General features: G+C 69.4%; 14 protein-coding genes. 8 read left to right on the top strand and 6 right to left on the bottom strand.

Translation table 11 applies throughout. The features are described 5' to 3' along the window. The first annotated feature begins 25 nt into the window (after positions 1 to 25). From ABD808_RS17685 to ABD808_RS17675, 3 genes are all read left to right on the top strand, one after another. Positions 26 to 577 carry a hypothetical protein gene (locus ABD808_RS17685; RefSeq protein ID WP_344897807.1) on the top strand — a complete coding sequence of 184 codons (552 nt, stop codon included), beginning with the start codon at positions 26 to 28 and terminating at the stop codon, positions 575 to 577. Between the two features lie 108 nt (positions 578 to 685). Beyond that, entirely contained in the window at positions 686 to 1,474 is a 789-nt protein-coding gene (locus ABD808_RS17680; protein ID WP_344897804.1) for a sensor histidine kinase, read from the top strand. Further along, positions 1,471 to 2,127 (top strand): response regulator transcription factor, encoded by a 657-nt coding sequence (locus ABD808_RS17675; RefSeq protein ID WP_344897801.1) that lies wholly within the window; start codon positions 1,471 to 1,473, stop codon positions 2,125 to 2,127. Before ABD808_RS17680 ends, ABD808_RS17675 begins: the two co-directional genes overlap by 4 nt. A 245-nt stretch (positions 2,128 to 2,372) precedes the next feature. On the opposite strand, the gene clpX is transcribed toward ABD808_RS17675, so the two are convergent. From clpX to tig, 4 genes are all read right to left on the bottom strand, one after another. Next, positions 2,373 to 3,647, bottom strand: a complete 1,275-nt coding sequence (clpX, locus tag ABD808_RS17670) for an ATP-dependent Clp protease ATP-binding subunit ClpX (RefSeq protein WP_344897798.1) — start codon at positions 3,645 to 3,647, stop codon at positions 2,373 to 2,375. A gap of 174 nt (positions 3,648 to 3,821) precedes the next feature. Next, the gene (locus ABD808_RS17665; protein ID WP_425548941.1) at positions 3,822 to 4,499 is read right to left on the bottom strand and encodes an ATP-dependent Clp protease proteolytic subunit; all 678 of its coding nucleotides are present in this window, start codon (positions 4,497 to 4,499) and stop codon (positions 3,822 to 3,824) included. A gap of 126 nt (positions 4,500 to 4,625) precedes the next feature. Continuing rightward, entirely contained in the window at positions 4,626 to 5,258 is a 633-nt protein-coding gene (locus ABD808_RS17660; protein ID WP_344897980.1) for a ClpP family protease, read from the bottom strand. Between the two features lie 207 nt (positions 5,259 to 5,465). Beyond that, positions 5,466 to 7,061 carry a trigger factor gene (tig, locus tag ABD808_RS17655; RefSeq protein ID WP_344897795.1) on the bottom strand — a complete coding sequence of 532 codons (1,596 nt, stop codon included), beginning with the start codon at positions 7,059 to 7,061 and terminating at the stop codon, positions 5,466 to 5,468. A gap of 307 nt (positions 7,062 to 7,368) precedes the next feature. Here tig and ABD808_RS17650 point away from each other — a divergent pair, with 307 nt between their 5' ends. Further along, positions 7,369 to 8,478 (top strand): hypothetical protein, encoded by a 1,110-nt coding sequence (locus ABD808_RS17650; protein ID WP_344897792.1) that lies wholly within the window; start codon positions 7,369 to 7,371, stop codon positions 8,476 to 8,478. Positions 8,479 to 8,490: 12 nt separating this feature from the next. Here ABD808_RS17650 and ABD808_RS17645 read toward each other — a convergent pair whose 3' ends face one another. Continuing rightward, the gene (locus ABD808_RS17645; RefSeq protein WP_344897789.1) at positions 8,491 to 11,025 is read right to left on the bottom strand and encodes a Tex family protein; all 2,535 of its coding nucleotides are present in this window, start codon (positions 11,023 to 11,025) and stop codon (positions 8,491 to 8,493) included. 245 nt (positions 11,026 to 11,270) lie between these two features. On the opposite strand from ABD808_RS17645, the gene ABD808_RS17640 reads away from it, so the two are divergent. Together ABD808_RS17640 and ABD808_RS17635 are read left to right on the top strand one after the other, a co-directional pair. Next, positions 11,271 to 12,569 (top strand): sensor histidine kinase, encoded by a 1,299-nt coding sequence (locus ABD808_RS17640; RefSeq protein WP_344897786.1) that lies wholly within the window; start codon positions 11,271 to 11,273, stop codon positions 12,567 to 12,569. Next, entirely contained in the window at positions 12,533 to 13,177 is a 645-nt protein-coding gene (locus tag ABD808_RS17635) for a LuxR C-terminal-related transcriptional regulator (protein ID WP_344897784.1), read from the top strand. Before ABD808_RS17640 ends, ABD808_RS17635 begins: the two co-directional genes overlap by 37 nt. A 46-nt stretch (positions 13,178 to 13,223) precedes the next feature. On the opposite strand, the gene ABD808_RS17630 is transcribed toward ABD808_RS17635, so the two are convergent. After that, positions 13,224 to 13,640 carry a cupin domain-containing protein gene (locus ABD808_RS17630; RefSeq protein WP_344897781.1) on the bottom strand — a complete coding sequence of 139 codons (417 nt, stop codon included), beginning with the start codon at positions 13,638 to 13,640 and terminating at the stop codon, positions 13,224 to 13,226. A 61-nt stretch (positions 13,641 to 13,701) separates the two neighbouring features. Here ABD808_RS17630 and ABD808_RS17625 point away from each other — a divergent pair, with 61 nt between their 5' ends. Both ABD808_RS17625 and ABD808_RS17620 read left to right on the top strand, forming a co-directional pair. Continuing rightward, the gene (locus ABD808_RS17625; protein ID WP_344897778.1) at positions 13,702 to 14,172 is read left to right on the top strand and encodes a MarR family winged helix-turn-helix transcriptional regulator; all 471 of its coding nucleotides are present in this window, start codon (positions 13,702 to 13,704) and stop codon (positions 14,170 to 14,172) included. 191 nt (positions 14,173 to 14,363) lie between these two features. After that, positions 14,364 to 16,193, top strand: a complete 1,830-nt coding sequence (locus ABD808_RS17620; RefSeq protein WP_344897775.1) for a glycosyl hydrolase family 18 protein — start codon at positions 14,364 to 14,366, stop codon at positions 16,191 to 16,193. The last annotated feature ends 83 nt before the right edge of the window (positions 16,194 to 16,276 follow it).

The raw sequence follows: 16,276 nt of genomic DNA, 5'->3' as shown, positions 1-16,276 counted from the left end.
CGCGGTACTGGCCCTGGTGTTGTCCGTGGGCGGGTACGGCGTCTACATGGTGCGAACCTCGCACGAGCTGTCCACGCCGCCTGCCGCGGACGGGATGAGCCGGGACCGGGAGGCCGAGGCGGGCGCCGAGGAAACGGTCAAGAAGTTGACCAACATCATCTACGCCGCCGCCACGAACTGGGAGGTCCACGGGACCGTGAGCGCCGTCTACGGGAACGGTGGCGAGAGGTACCTGTTCGTCGGCGTCACCGGCACCCACAAGATGAACGACCCGGTGGGGTATTTCAACGGCGGCGTCTCCACGGAGTTCAAGGACGGCAACAACGTCACCTACCGCCCGTCGACGTCGAAGCTCCAGGACGCGTGCGGTGACGGCGTCGGCCTCGTCACACAGATCTACGCCCAGAGGGACATGCCGACAGGCTCCACCAACTCGACCACCACTCTCGTCGCGTGGTCCACCAGGACCACCTTCGCGATCGTCACCCAGATCGACATCACCTCGGATCCGGAGCTGGACCGGCACAAGGATCTGGCGGACACGATGTGCGACATCCGCGACGACGTAGAGAGCTGAGGGCGGTTCCCGCCGCGGTCGGGACACAGGTCACCTGACATCGGGTCGCCCCGCCGGAAAGGGTGGCGGTGAACACCCGCGACGGCGGGGTCAACGGAGAGGGACGGGATGCGAGCGGCACTGGCACGCGCTGCCGTGCTGGCCGGCGCGTTCACCGCGGGGGCCGTGGCGGCACGTGCCGCGACCATCCCGCATCTCCGCCGCCTCACCGCCGACCTGCAACGTTCCCGCGAGCGCATCCTCGCCAGCCGCGAGGAGGAGCGCCGCCAGCTGCGGCACGACCTGCACGACGGGCTCGGGCCGACGCTCGCCAGCCTCGCCATGTCGCTGGACGCCGCCCGCATCACGCTCGCCTGCGAACCGGAACGTGCCGATCCACTGCTCGCCGACGTCCGGGACCGGCTCGCCACCGCCGTCGGCGAGATCCGCGACCTCGCGCACGGCCTGCGTCCGCCCGCGCTCGACGACCTCGGCCTCGTCGCGGCCATCGAGTCGTTCGCCGAGGGCTGCTGCGAACGGGTGGACATCCGGTTCGACGGCGAACACCTGGAACTTCCGGCCGCGATCGAGGTGGCGGCGTACCGCATCGCCCAGGAGGCGGTCAGCAACGTCCGGCTGCACGCCCCGGACGGGACCGCGCTGATCCGGCTGGCCCGTGACGTCGAGCTGCACCTGATGGTCGCCGACACCGGCCCGGGTCTGCCCGACTCGCCCCGCAACGGTGGCCAGCCCAGGCCACGGCGCGGCATGGCCGCGATGAAGGAATGGGCGGCTGAGGTCGGCGGCAACTGCGAGATCACGTCCCGCACCGGGGGCGGCACCGTCGTCACGGCACACCTTCCGCTCGCCGCCGCCGGGTACCATCGTCCTTCCACGGGGAAGGGCGGGCGTAGATGACCGAGATCATCCGGGTTCTCATCACCGACGACCACCCGGTGTTCAGGCAGGGGCTGAAGGGGCTGTTGCAGGCGCTCGGCGTGGACGTCGTCGGTGAGGCCGAGAACGGGCCTGACGCGGTGCGGCTGGCGGCGGAACTCCAGCCGGACGTCGTCGTGATGGACCTGCACATGCCGGGCGGCAACGGCATCGAGGCCACCCGCACCATCACCCGCACGAGCCCGCGGATCGGCGTGCTGGTGCTGACGATGTTCCGCGACGACGACTCCGTCTTCGCGGCGATGCGCGCGGGCGCCCGCGGCTACCTGCTGAAGGAGTCCGGCGCCGAGGAGATCGCCCGCGCGGTGAAGGCCGTCGCCGCTGGCGAGGCCATCTACGGCCCCGAGATCGCCCGCCGCGTCCTCACCTACTTCACCGACATGCCCGACCCGAAACGCGCAGCGTTCCCCGAGCTCACCGACCGGGAACGCGAGGTCCTCACCCTGATCGCCCAGGGCCGCAGCAACAGCGACATCGCCGGAACGCTCTTCCTCAGCCAGAAGACCGTCCGCAACCACGTCTCGAACATCTTCATGAAGCTCCACGTGGCCGACCGCTCCCAGGCCATCGTCGTAGCCCGCGAGGCGGGCCTCGGCAAATCATCCCGAACCTGACCAGGAGCAAGGGCCAGAACCGGGAGCGAGGGCCGGAGCCGAGGGCGTGGGGCGAAGCCCCAAAGGGGGCGAGGGGCGAAGCCCCAAAACGAGGGCAAGGGGCGAAGGCCCGAAGCGGGGCAAGGGGCAGAGCCCCAAAACGGGGGCGTGGGGGGCGGAGCCCCCCACACCGGGGGTCTGGGGGTCGCCCCCCAGAAGACACGAAATCCGCGAGAAGGCCCGCGCTCTCGGCGGGCACACCTCACCTACGCGGATTTCTCCCTGGGCTCGCGCTTCGGGCGGTCCCTGGGGACGAGGGTCGGGTTGACGTGTTCGAGGACGGCCTCGCGGGTGATGACGACGCGGGCGACGTCCTGGCGGCTCGGGACCTCGTACATCACCGAGAGGAGGACCTCCTCCATGATGGCGCGCAGGCCGCGGGCTCCGGTGCCGCGCAGGATCGCCTGGTCGGCGATGGCCTCCAGCGCGTCGTCGGTGAACTCCAGGTCGACGCCGTCGAGTTCGAAGAGGCGGTGGTACTGGCGGACCAGCGCGTTCTTCGGCTCGGTGAGGATGTTGATCAGGGCCTCGCGGTCGAGGTTGTGCACCGAGGTGATGACCGGGAGCCGTCCGATGAACTCGGGGATCATGCCGAACTTCAGCAGGTCCTCCGGCATGACGTCGCCGAGGATGGCGGACGACTCGTCGAAGTCGGACTTGGAGCGGATCTGGGCGCCGAAGCCCATGCCCTGCTTGCCGACCCGCGACTCGACGATCTTCTCCAGGCCCGCGAAGGCGCCACCGCAGATGAACAGCACGTTGGTGGTGTCGATCTGGATGAACTCCTGGTGGGGATGCTTGCGGCCGCCCTGCGGCGGGACGCTCGCGGTGGTGCCCTCCAGGATCTTCAGCAGGGCCTGCTGGACGCCCTCCCCGGACACGTCCCGGGTGATCGACGGGTTCTCGCTCTTACGGGCGACCTTGTCGACCTCGTCGATGTAGATGATGCCGGTCTCGGCCTTCTTGACGTCGTAGTCGGCCGCCTGGATCAGCTTGAGGAGGATGTTCTCGACGTCCTCACCGACGTATCCGGCCTCCGTCAGCGCCGTGGCGTCCGCGATGGCGAACGGGACGTTGAGGAGTTTGGCGAGCGTCTGCGCGAGCAGGGTCTTGCCGGATCCGGTGGGGCCGAGCAGCAGGATGTTCGACTTGCCGATCTCGACCGGGTCGTCGCGGCCGGAGTCGCCCGACTGGATCCGCTTGTAGTGGTTGTAGACGGCGACGGAAAGCGCCTTCTTCGCCGTGTCCTGCCCGATCACGTAGGAGTCGAGGAACTCGTAGATCTCCCGCGGCTTGGGCAGGTTGTCCCACTTGAGGTCGGAGGTCTCGGAGAGCTCCTCCTCGATGATCTCGTTACAGAGATCAATGCACTCGTCGCAGATGTACACGCCCGGACCCGCGATGAGCTTTTTGACCTGTTTCTGGCTCTTTCCGCAGAACGAGCACTTGAGCAGATCACCACCGTCGCCGATGCGTGCCACCCAACTGTCTCCTTTTCGTGGGGCCGGCCGCCATGAAGGCCGCGGCGCAGCTCGGTTGCATCCCGAAGGCTGTCGACGTTGGATTCGACGTTACCGCCTCCAACGGACTTGGGAAGCCCCTCGCCCGGAACTCTGACGCCCGGGCTCGGGGATTTCCCGCGTCCTGAAGTCGTCTCAGGACGACACTACCTCTGCTTTGCGCTTCCTGCTGGCGAAGACGTCGTCGATGAGACCGTAGTCCTTCGCCTCGGCGGCGGTGAGGATCTTGTCGCGCTCGATGTCCCGGCGGACCTCGTCGACGCTCTTGCCGCTGTGCTCGGCCAGGATCGTCTCCAGCAGCTCGCGGATCCGCAGGATCTCGCGCGCCTGGATCTCGATGTCGCTGGACTGGCCGTAGGTGCCCTCGGTCGCGGGCTGGTGGATCAGCAGCCGCGCGTTCGGCAGCGCGGCCCGCTTGCCCGGCGTCCCGGCGGCCAGCAGCACCGCCGCGGCGGACGCGGCCTGGCCGATGCACACCGTCTGGATGTCGGGCTTCACGAACTGCATCGTGTCGTAGATCGCCGTCATGGCGGTGAACGAGCCGCCGGGCGAGTTGATGTAGATGCTGATGTCGCGGTCCGGGTCGATGGACTCCAGCGTGATCAGCTGCGCCATCACGTCGTTGGCGGACGCGTCGTCGATCTGCACGCCGAGGAAGATGATCCGCTCCTCGAACAGCTTGTTGTACGGGTTCATCTCCTTGACCCCGTACGTGGTGCGCTCGACGAACGAAGGAATGATGTACCGGCTCTCGACCGGGGACCCGCCCGCCTGGACGCCGTGCGGGACCAGACCGGTGAAGCCGGGTCGAATGAGGTCGCTCACTGTGTGCCTCCGGGAAGTGTGGTCAGTGTCTTCTGGGGGCCGATCCCCAGGCCCCCGAAGGGGTGGTTCGGGCGATCCTCGCTCGCCGGCGCTCTCCGCGGTCACCCGAACCCCTCAGGAGACCGTGCCCTCGGAGGGCACCTGGTCGGCGCTGAGGACCACGTGGTCCACGAGCCCGTAGTCCTTGGCCTCGTCCGCGGTGAACCAGCGGTCGCGGTCGGAGTCGCGCTCGATCTGGTCGAGCTCCTGGCCGGTGTGCTCGGCGATCTTCTCGGCCAGCGTCCGCTTCACGTACAGCATCTGCTCCGCCTGGATCTTGATGTCGGAGGCGGTGCCGCCGATGCCGCCGGACGGCTGGTGCATCATGATCCGCGCGTGCGGCAGGGCGTAGCGCTTGCCGTTCGTCCCCGCGCACAGCAGGAACTGGCCCATCGACGCCGCGAGCCCCATGCCGACCGTGACGATGTCGTTCGGGACGTACCGCATGATGTCGTAGATCGCCATGCCGGCGGTCACGGAGCCACCTGGCGAGTTGATGTAGATCGTGATGTCGCGGCGGCCGTCCTCGGCGGACAGCAGCAGCAGCTCGGCGCAGATGCGGTTGGCGATGTCGTCGTCGACCTGCTGGCCGAGGAAGACGATCCGCTCGCGCAGCAGCCGCTGGAAGAGCTGGTCGCCCAGAGGCGACAAGGGCGCCTCGGCGACCCGTCCCTGGATCCGCGACGACTCGTCGAAAGTCGGAGGCATGCTCACCGGGTGTTCCTCCGGTCCTTTTAATCGGTTCGGATGATTGGACATTAACGCGCTCACGGGCCCGCTTAAGCCCGGGGGCCCGCCTTTTCGCCAGGGGCGTACCCCGGCACGACCGGGCGTGTCACGGAATAAGCGGCACGCCCCGCATCCGATGTACGGATGCGGGGCGTGCCGGATGCCCTCGGAAACGTCAGGAAGATCTCAGGCGTCCTTGTCCTGGGCGTCCTTCGCCTCGGCGGCCGCGGGCTCGTCCGTGGCCGTCTCAGCCGCGTCCTCGGCGGCCTCAGCCGTCTCCCCGGTCTCGGCCGTCTCCCCGGTCTCGGCCGTCTCCCCGGTCTCGGCCGTCTCCCCGGTCTCGGCCGTCTCCCCGGTCTCGGCCGTCTCCTCGGTCTCGGCGGCCTCGTCGGTCTCGTCGACGGCCTCGGCGGCGTCGGTCTCGTCGGCGGCGTCGGACTCCGCCTGGACGGTCTCGCCGTTCAGCTCGCGCTGGACGGCCTCGACGTCGATCACGTTGCCCGACTCGTCCTTGACCACGACGTGCTCGACCACGAGGTTCAGCGCCTTGGTGCGCAGCACCTCCGAGACGATCGCCGGGAGCTGGTTGTTCTGGGTGAGGTACTCGGCGAGCTGCTGCGGCTGCACGCCCATCTGCATCGCCTGCGAGACGACGTACTCGCTGAGCTCCTCGTTCTCGACGTTCAGCTCCTCCTGGACGGCGAGCTGGTCGAGCACGAAGCCGCCCTTCACCGCGAGACGGGCGGCGTTGGCGACGTCGTTGTCGAAGTCCTCCTCGGACTTCTCCTCGTCCTTGAGGTAGTCCTCCTTGGACATGCCCGCCATCTGGAGCTGCTGCTCAAGCTGCTGGTTGCGGCGGCCGATCTCCTCGTCCACGACCTTGTCGGGGAGCGGGATGTCGATCTTCTCCAGCAGGGCCTCGAGGGCCTTGTCGCGGGCGTCGGACAGCTGCTGGGCCTTCACCTGGCGGCCGAGCCGCGTCCGGACGTCGTCGCGGAGCTCGTCGATGGTGTCGAACTCGCTGGCGAGCTGGGCGAACTCGTCGTCCAGGTCGGGCAGGTTCTTGACCTTGACGCTCTGCACGGTGGCCGTGATCTCGGCGTCCTCGCCGGCGTGCTCGCCGCCGACCAGGGCGCCGGTGAACGTGGCGTCCTCACCCGCGGCGAGGCCGACCAGCGCGTCGTCGAGCCCCTCGATGGCCGACTTGCTGCCGACCTCGTAGGAGTAGCCGGACGTGGAGGCGTCCTCCACCCGCTCGCCGTCGATCGTCGCGACCAGGTCGACGGTGGCGAAGTCGCCCTCCTCGACGGCCCGCTCGGCGGTGGTCAGCGAGGCGAAGCGCTCGCGCAGGTTGCCGAGGGTCTCCTCGATCTGCTCGTCGGTGACCTCGGCGTCGTCGACGACGACCTCGAGGCCGTCGTAGTCGGGCACCTCGAACTTCGGCCGGATGTCGACCTCGGCGGTGAACGCGAACTGGGTGCCGTCCTCCAGCTCGGTCACCTCGACGTCGGGCTGTCCGAGGACGAAGATCTCGGACTCCTCGACGGCGCGGCCGTACAGCTCGGGAAGCGCGTCGTTGACCGCCTCCTGGAGGACAGCGCCCCGTCCGACGTACTTGTCGATCAGCGGGGCGGGGACCTTGCCGGGCCGGAAGCCCTTGATCCGCACCTGCTGCGAGATCTCCTTGTACGCCTTGTCGAGGTTCGGCTTGAGCTCGTCGAACGGAACCTCGACGGTGAGCTTGACCCGCGTGGGGGTCAGCTCCTCGACATCGGTCTTCACTGGGGTCGGTCTCCTTGATCGGGCGCTGTCTCGCCGCGGCGTTCGACGCTGCTGCTTCTTCGGTGCTCTGCGAGCCCTCGGCCGCCCGCGACCGGGCCTTCCGGGGCCCGTCCGCGTCGTCACCCGGCCGGTCAGTCTCTCAGCGGCGCGGGCACGCCGAACACGGCTCCGCGCCTTCGCGCGGCCAAGTCTATGGGGTAGCGGCCCCGGCTGCGGACATCGGATGCCGTCGAGACGTGCGGATTCGAGTTAACAATCCGGCACAGTCAGTGACATCGAGCACCCAGAAGGCCCATACTCGTCCGGGATGAGCGAGATTGCCGCGGCCTTCAGCGCTACCGGTCTCTACTACCTCGGGTTCGCCGTCTTCAAATTGGCGGCGGACCGAATGGCCCCTCTCCGGGGCAACCGTATCCCGCACATGACGTGGACGATCCTGACCGACTGGGTCTTCCTGATCGGGCTCGCGTTCGTGCTCGGCGGGCTCGGTCTCCAGATCAGGGCCCTGGGCGGGCTGCCGCTGTCCACGGCCGCGCCGATCTTCATGTCCGGCATCGTCCCGCTGCTGCTGATCGCGCTGCTGGTCTTCGGCGAGCGGCTCACCCCGCGCGAGTGGCTGAGCCCGCTGCTGATCGGCGGGGCGATCCTGCTGCTCGCCGCCTCGCTGCCCGGGGACGACCCGATCACCTCGGCGGACGTGCCGCTCTGGAAGATCGCGGTCGTGGTCGCCCCGGCGATCGCGGTGCCGGTGCTGATCATGGTGTTCGGCGACCACCGGCCGGACGGGCGGCACGCGCGTCCGGTCACCGGCATCGCCTACGGGCTGGGCGCGGGCTTCCCGGTCGGGGCGGCGGAGCTGGCGGTCAAGGGGTGGAGCGACGACCCGAACGCCACCGGCGCGCAGATCGCCGCGACGCCGTGGCCGTATCTGACGGTGCTGTCGGCGGCGATCGGGTTCGGGATCATGGTGACGGCGTTCCAGCGCTGCCGGGTCGCGATCGTGTCGACGGTGATGACGGTCGCCGCGAAGTCGTACCTGTTGACGATGGGCACGTTCATGTACGGGGAGCCCTGGCCGGACGACGGGGCGCGGTCGTCGATGCGGCTGGGCGCCTTGGTGCTCGGTGCGATCGCGGTCGTGCAGTTCCCGCGGCACCGGCCCGTCGCCGGGGAGCCGCACGAGTCCGAGGACGCGGCGGCGGCGGCTGATCCCTTCGGCGATCCCGGGCAGGACGGAGCGGAGCTCTGGCCCGCTGGTCGGCGGAAACGGGCCGCGGTGCCGCCGCAGCTCTCTCCGCATGTGCGAGACGCCCTCGCTCCGTATGGCGACGCGGAACCCGCCACGCCGCGGCGTCCGGTCCGGCCGCAGGCCCCCACCGAGACTGGGGCCGACGGCCGGTGGCGCTTCGGCGACTGAGGTTTCGCGGGGTCAGCGACCCTTGCCGTCCTTGCCGGGGAGGCCCTTGTCCAGGCCCGCGCGGCGGAGCGCGTCGGCCATGGCGCCGCCGCCTCCGCTGTCGCCCCTGCCGTCGCCGCGTTGGCCGCCGCGTCCAGCGCCCTGGCCGCGTCCCGCCCCCTGGCCTCGGCCGGCGCCCTGGCTCTGTCCTGCTCCTTGACCGCGTCCGGCGCCCTGGCCGGTGTTCTGGCCGCGTCCTCCGCCACGGTTCTTCTGTCCGCCCTGCCCGCCTTGGCCGCTTTGGCCGCCCTGGCCGCCGCGTGGTTTCTGGCCGCCACGGTCGTTGCGGTCGCGGTTCTCCTCGTCCAGCCTGAGCGTCAGCGAGATGCGCTTGCGTTGCAGGTCGACGTCCTGGACCTTCACGCGGACGATGTCGCCCGGCTTGACGATGTCGCGCGGGTCCTCGACGAACTTGTCGGACATCGCGGAGATGTGGACGAGCCCGTCCTGGTGCACGCCGACGTCCACGAACGCCCCGAACGCGGCGACGTTGGTGACGACGCCCTCCAGGACCATGCCGGGTTCGAGGTCGGCGAGCTTGTCGACGCCCTCCTTGAACGTCGCCGTCTTGAACGCGGGACGCGGGTCGCGGCCGGGTTTCTCCAGCTCGGCGAGGATGTCGGTGACGGTCGGCAGCCCGAAGGTGGCGTCGACGAAGTCGGCGGGCCTCAGCGAGCGCAGCGCGGTGGCGTTGCCGACCAGTGCGGTGATGTTGCCGCCCGCCGCGTCCAGGATCCGGCGGACGACCGGGTACGCCTCCGGGTGCACGCTGGACGAGTCGAGAGGGTCGTCGCCGCCGGGAATGCGCAGGAAGCCCGCGCACTGCTCGAACGCCTTCGGGCCGAGTCGCGGGACGCCCTTGAGCCCGCCCCGGCTGCGGAACGGGCCGTTGGCGTCGCGGTGCGCGACGATGTTCTCCGCGAGCCCCTCGCCGATTCCGGACACGCGGGTGAGCAGCGGCGCGGAAGCCGTGTTGACGTCCACCCCGACGGCGTTCACGCAGTCCTCGACGACGGCGTCCAGCGAGCGCGACAGCTTCACCTCGGAGATGTCGTGCTGGTACTGGCCGACCCCGATCGACTTCGGGTCGATCTTGACGAGCTCGGCGAGCGGGTCCTGGAGGCGGCGGGCGATGGAGACGGCGCCGCGCAGCGACACGTCCATGCCGGGCAGCTCGCGGCCCGCGTACTCCGACGCCGAGTACACCGACGCGCCCGCCTCCGACACCATGATCTTGGTGAGGCCGAGGTCGGGGTACCGGGAGATGAGGTCGGCGGCGAGCTTGTCGGTCTCCCTGGACGCGGTGCCGTTGCCGATGGAGACCAGGTCGACCTTGTGTTCGCGCGCCAGCCTGGCGAGGGTCTCGATCGACTCGTCCCACTTCCGGCGGGGTTCGTGGGGGTAGATCGTGTCGGTGGCGACGACCTTGCCGGTGGCGTCCACGACGGCGACCTTCACGCCGGTGCGCAGGCCCGGGTCGAGACCCATGGTGGCGCGGGTCCCGGCGGGCGCGGCGAGCAGCAGGTCGCGCAGGTTGGCGGCGAACACGCGGACCGCCTCGTCCTCGGCCTCCTGGCGGAGACGGGTGCGCAGGTCGATGCCGAGGTGCACGAGGATCCGGGTGCGCCACGCCCAGCGGACCGTGTCGCGCAGCCATCGGTCGGCCGGACGGCCCTGGTCGACGATCTGGAACCGGCGCGCGATCTCCACCTCGAACGAGCTGCGCGCGCCGTCGGCGGGCTCCTCCTCCGGCTCCAGGTCGAGGTCGAGGACCTCCTCCTTCTCGCCGCGGAACAGCGCGAGGACGCGGTGCGAGGGCAGCTTCGCGAACGGCTCGGCGAACTCGAAGTAGTCGGAGAACTTGGCGCCCGTCTCCTGCTTGCCGTCCCGGACGCGCGAGATCATCCGGCCCTGGTTCCACATGCGTTCGCGCAGCGCGCCGATCAGGTCGGCGTCCTCACCGAAACGCTCGACGAGGATGGCGCGGGCGCCCTCCAGGGCCGCGGCCACGTCGGCGACGCCCTTCTCCCCGTCGACATAGGGTTCGGCGGCGGTGTTCGGGTCGTTGGACGGGTCGTCCAGCAGAAGGTCGGCGAGGGGTTCCAGCCCGGCCTCGCGGGCGATCTGCGCCTTGGTGCGCCGTTTCGGCTTGTACGGGAGGTAGATGTCCTCCAGCCGAGCCTTGGCCTCGGCGGCCATGATCTGCGCCCTCAGCTCGTCGGTGAGCTTGCCCTGCGACTCGATCGACTCCAGGATCGCGGCGCGGCGCTCGTCCAGCTCGCGCAGGTAGCGCAGCCGCTCCTCCAGCGCGCGCAGCTGCGCGTCGTCGAGCGTTCCGGTCGCCTCCTTGCGGTAGCGGGCGATGAACGGGACGGTCGCCCCGCCGTCCAGGAGGTCCACCGCGACCCGCACCTGCCCCTCACCGACGCCGATCTCGGCGGCGATGCGCTGGGTGATGGGCGGCGGGCCGTCATGCCCGGCGGAGGTCTGACTGGTGGTCGCTGTCACAGCTCGTTTCCGCTTTCAGTCTGAGTTGTCCCACACGAGGATGCCCGGTCCGTCCGGCGCCCGCATGGTCCTCTCAAAGATCTCACGGAGTTCGAGCGGCCGGTCCCGTTCGTGAGGGCAGGGTGGGTCTAGGTCCACCTTTACCGTCGCAGATGGGGGGCCTAACACCACTGAGAGGCGGACGGGGTGTCGACCACAATGAACGAGTCGGGACCCACCGGACAGAGCAGCAGTGGAGGACGCACGTGAGCGACCGCGAACTGGCCATAGGGCCGCTATTCGCCGTGTACGGACGGCGGGCGTTCACCAGTCTCGTCCGCGCCGTCATCCAGATCGTGGTGGCGTTCGCCGCGGGCCTTCCGTTGTTCATTCTCGCGGTGCTGTCGATCGTCTTCATCCCGTTGGGCGTCGGGGTGGTGATGGTGCCCGCCGTGTTCCAGGCGATTCGCGGGGTCGCGAACCAGCAGCGCGCATGGGCGGGCGAGTGGGCTGGGGTGGAGATTCCCGTCCCGTACCGCCCGGAGCCTTCGGGTGGGCTCGGGGTGTTCCGGCGGCTGGGGTGGGTGCTGTCCGACCCGGCGACGTGGCGTGACCTTTTGTGGACGTTCCTGAACGTGCCGACCGCGCTCGTCCTCGGGGTCCTCGGCGGCGGCCTCGGGCTTTACGGGCTGGAGGGCGTCTTCGTGTCGCCGTGGCTCGGGCAGATCACGGGCTACGGCTGGGGCCCGTTCTGGCCGCTGGACGACTACGGCGTGTTCGGCATCGTCGGGTCCGTCGTGCTCGGTGCGGCGCTGGTGGCGGTGTCGGTTCCGGTGGGGCCGTTCTTCCTGAAGGCCCACGCGCTGTTCTGCCAGACGTTGCTGTCGCCGACGCGGGCGGCGCTGACCGAGCGCGTCCAGCGGCTGACGGAGACACGGTCGGACTCCGTGGACGCCTCCGCCGCCGAACTGCGCCGCATCGAACGCGACCTGCACGACGGCGCGCAGGCCCGGCTCGTCGCGCTGAGCATGAACATCGGGCTCGCCGAAGAGATGATGAAGGACGACCCGGAGACCGCGCTGCGGCTGCTCGCCGAGGCGCGCGCCGCCAGCGGGACGGCGTTGACCGAGCTGCGCGACCTCGTCCGCGGCATCCATCCGCCGGTGCTGGCCGAACGGGGGCTGGACGGGGCCGTCCGGGCGCTCGCGCTGAGCCTGCCGCTGCCGGTGGACGTCCAGATCGACCTGCCGGGACGTCCCGACGCGCCGGTCGAGTCGGCCGCCTACTTCGCGGTCGCCGAGATGTTCGCCAACATCGTCAAGCACTCGGGCGCGCACCGCGCCTGGATCCAGATCGAGCACGCGGGCGGGCGACTGCTTATGATCGTCGGGGACGACGGGACGGGCTCGGCGGACCCCGCGCAGGGGTCCGGAATGCGGGGGATCGAGCGCAGGCTGGCGGCGTTCGATGGGACCATGGCCGTGACGAGCCCGCCCGGCGGGCCGACCGTCGTGACCATGGAGCTGCCGTGCGCGTTGTCATCGCCGAAGATCTCGCCCTCCTGAGGGACGGGCTGATCCGACTGCTCGGCGCGTTCGGTTTCGAGGTCGTCGAGGCCGTGGACAACGGGCCGTCCCTCCAGCGGGCGCTGACGACGCACCGTCCGGACGTGGCGGTGGTGGACGTGCGGCTCCCGCCGACGTTCACCGACGAGGGCCTGCGGGCGGCGCTGGAGGCTCGACGCGAGATCCCCGGGCTGCCGGTGCTGGTGCTGTCCCAGCACGTCGAGCAGTTGTACGCGCGTGAACTCCTGTCCGACAGCACCGGCGGCATCGGCTACCTGCTGAAAGACCGCGTGTCGGACGTCAAGGTCTTCGTCGAAGCAGTACGCCGGGTCGCGGACGGCGGCACCGCGCTCGACCCGGACGTGGTCGCGCAACTGCTGACCCGGCACGCCCGCGAGGAGCCGCTGCAACAGCTGACTCCCCGCGAACGCGAGGTGCTCGGGCTGATGGCGGAGGGCCGCTCGAACGCGGCGATCGCCGGAAAGCTGTTCGTCACCGAGAAGGCGATCAGCAAGCACACCAACAGCATCTTCGGCAAGCTGGGGCTCCCCCAGTCCGAGGACGACAACCGCCGCGTCCTCGCGGTACTCGCCTACCTCGGCACCTGAGCACCGCTCCCCCGCCTGGGCGACTGTCTGGGTGGCTGGAGGTCGTTCACTGGGCCCAGGGCGGGACGATCCGGTCGGTGCCCTGGGGCTCGATCTCGCACTTGTCGTCGTCGACCCGGGCCTTCGGGTCGTAGGCGAGGCATCCGGCGTGGGCCGCGACGACGGCGGTGAAGCCCGAGTCGCCGGTCGTCATCTGCCGGGGCAGGTCGGCTGGCAGGACGACGGTGTCGCCCGCGCCCACGTCCAGCTTGCGGCCGTCCAGGTCGACGGTCGCGGTGCCGTCCAGGAACGTCCAGACCTGCTCGGTGTCGAAGGCGTGCAGCGGGCCGGTCCGTCCGGGCGTCATGTCGACGCGCCAGACGGCGATGCCGTCGGTACCTCCCTGGGTGGGCGTCGCGAAGGTGGTCATGACGCCGTTGGGCGTCTCGGTGCGGCGGCTGTCGGCGTCGCGGACGAGCGTCATCGGTCTCGATCCCCTAAGTTGGACAATGTGGTTGTCCATATAGTCAATGAGGTTGTCTTTTATGTCAAGCGATGCCCCCGGCTTCGAGCTGCCGCTGCGCCTGTTCCTCGCGTTCCGTGTGATCATCGACGAGGTGCACGCCGAGCTGGCCCGCGAAGGGCACACCGACCTGCGGCCGATGCACGGTTTCGTCTTCCAGGCCATCGGCACGAGGGGCACGACGGCCGTGGAACTCGGCCGCAGCCTCGGCGTGTCGAAGCAGGCGGCGGGCAAGATGATCGAGTCGCTGGAGCGCACCGGCTATGTCGAGCGGGCCGCCGATCCGTCCGACGCGCGGCGCAAGATCGTCCGACTGACCGCCAAGGGCGTCGACTTCCTGGCGCGTTCGGCGCGCATCTTCGACCGGGTTCGGGACGACTGGGTCAGGCTCCTCGGTGCCGACCGCGTGCGCGCGCTGGAACAGGATCTCCGGCAGGTCACGCCCGGCGATCCGTGGAGGCTCGACGCACCGGGCTGGTTCGGTTCACCGTGAAAATTATTTCTTCCGGCCAGCCCGTATGTGCCCAGGCAGCCGCTTAGACCACCGCCGTTTCAACCGTCCACCGGTCTCGAAGCTCTTGAAGGCAACGTTCCACCCGGTTACGATCCACCCAATTCTTAGGAAAGTTTCCTAAGAGTACGCGGGGATTCCTGTTTGCTCGGGGGCCGAACGAACGGAGAATCATGTCAAGACCGGGCGGACGGCGGGCCATCGCGCTCGCCGGAGCAGCAACCCTGGCGGTCGCCACCGCCCTGCTGGCGGCGCCCCCGGCGTCATCGGCCGGAACGGTGACCGCCGAGTGCACGAAGACTCAGGACTGGGGCTCCGGCTTCGGCGGCAGTTGCACGATCACGAACGGAACGGACTCGGCGCTGAGCGGCTGGAAACTTGAGGCCGATCTGCCATCCGGAACGTCCGTGTCGGTGTGGAACGCCACCCAGACCGTGTCTGGGAGCCACTACACCTTCAGCAACCCGACCTGGGCCGCCTCGCTCGGAGCCGGCGCCAAGACCAGCTTCGGCTTCAACGGCACCGGTTCCGGTTTCTTCACCGGTTGCAAGATCAACGGGGCGTCCTGCGACGGTGGCGGTGGCCCCGGCGACCAGGACGACGACGCCGCTCCCACGGCTCCCACCGGACTTCGCGCCAGCGGCAAGACCGCCACAAGCGTCACGCTCGCGTGGAACGCGTCAAGCGACAACGTCGGAGTCACCGGCTACGACGTCTACCGCGGCACCACCAAGGCCGCGTCGGTGACCGGGACCAGCACCACCATCACCGGCCTCTCGGCGAAGACCGCCTACACCTTCACGGTCAAGGCGACCGACGCCGCGGGGAACGCCTCGTCCGCTTCCGAGTCCGTGTCGGTCACCACCGACGACGGCGGCGGCCAGGGCGCCGGTGACAAGGTCATCGGATACTTCGTGGACTGGGGCGTCTACCAGCGCAACTACCACGTCAAGAACATCGAGACCAGCGGCTCTGCGAGCAAGCTGACGCACATCAACTACGCGTTCGGCAACGTCCAGGGCGGCAAGTGCACCATCGGCGACTCCTACGCCGACTACGACAAGGCGTACGGTGCCGACCAGAGCGTCGACGGTGTCGCCGACAACTGGGAACAGCCCCTACGCGGCAACTTCAACCAGCTCCGCAAGCTGAAGAAGATGCACCCCGGCCTGAAGGTGCTGTGGTCGTTCGGCGGCTGGACCTGGTCCGGCGGCTTCGGCCAGGCCGCGCAGAACCCGGCCGCGTTCGCCGACTCCTGCTACAAGCTGGTCGAGGACTCGCGCTGGGCGGACGTGTTCGACGGCATCGACATCGACTGGGAGTACCCGAACGCCTGCGGTCTCTCCTGTGACACGAGCGGTCCGGACGCCTTCAAGAACCTGCTGTCCGCGCTGCGGTCCAAGTTCGGGTCCGACAACCTCGTGACGGCCGCGATCACCGCCGACGCCGCCAAGGACGGCAAGATGGACGCGACCGACTACAAGGGCGCCTCGCAGTACGTCGACTGGTTCATGCCCATGACCTACGACTACTTCGGAGGGTGGGACAAGGAGGGCCCGACGGCCCCGCACTCGCCGCTCACGTCCTACCCGGGCATCCCGCACGAGGGCTTCAACACGGCGGACACCATCGCCAAGCTGAAGGGCCTCGGCATTCCCGGCAGCAAGCTCCTGATGGGCCTCGGCTTCTACGGACGCGGCTGGACGGGCGTCACGCAGAAGGAGCCCGGTGGGAAGGCGACCGCTCCCGCGCCCGGCAAGTACGAGGCAGGCATCGAGGACTACAAGGACATCAAGTCCAAGTGCCCGCCGACCGGCACCGTCGCCGGAACGTCCTACGCCTACTGCGGGAACGAGTGGTGGAGCTACGACACGCCGGCCACCATCGGCGGAAAGATGAACTGGGCCGGTTCCGAGGGACTCGGCGGCTCCTTCTTCTGGGAGCTCAGCGGGGACACCCCCAACGGTGAGCTCATCTCCGCCATCAAGAACGGTCTCGGCTGAGCTGTTCGCAGAGGGGACCCTCCCAGCCCCTTCAGACAGCCGAGACATTGGGCCCCTGACCAACCGGACGCCGGTCAGGGGCC

The organism is Actinomadura meridiana, from assembly GCF_039537545.1.
Taxonomy (GTDB): Bacteria; Actinomycetota; Actinomycetes; order Streptosporangiales; family Streptosporangiaceae; genus Spirillospora; species Spirillospora meridiana.
Note: the sequence above shows the minus strand (reverse complement) of the source record. Positions and strands in the feature narration are given on the sequence as shown.

Coding starts and splice junctions, on each gene's coding strand:
- ABD808_RS17650 (WP_344897792.1), top strand. CDS start 7,369: ATGAGCGAGATTGCCGCGGCCTTCAGCGCTACCGGTCTCTACTACCTC.
- ABD808_RS17660 (WP_344897980.1), bottom strand. CDS start 5,258: ATGCCTCCGACTTTCGACGAGTCGTCGCGGATCCAGGGACGGGTCGCC.
- ABD808_RS17675 (WP_344897801.1), top strand. CDS start 1,471: ATGACCGAGATCATCCGGGTTCTCATCACCGACGACCACCCGGTGTTC.
- ABD808_RS17620 (WP_344897775.1), top strand. CDS start 14,364: ATGTCAAGACCGGGCGGACGGCGGGCCATCGCGCTCGCCGGAGCAGCA.
- ABD808_RS17630 (WP_344897781.1), bottom strand. CDS start 13,640: ATGACGCTCGTCCGCGACGCCGACAGCCGCCGCACCGAGACGCCCAAC.
- ABD808_RS17680 (WP_344897804.1), top strand. CDS start 686: ATGCGAGCGGCACTGGCACGCGCTGCCGTGCTGGCCGGCGCGTTCACC.
- ABD808_RS17625 (WP_344897778.1), top strand. CDS start 13,702: ATGTCAAGCGATGCCCCCGGCTTCGAGCTGCCGCTGCGCCTGTTCCTC.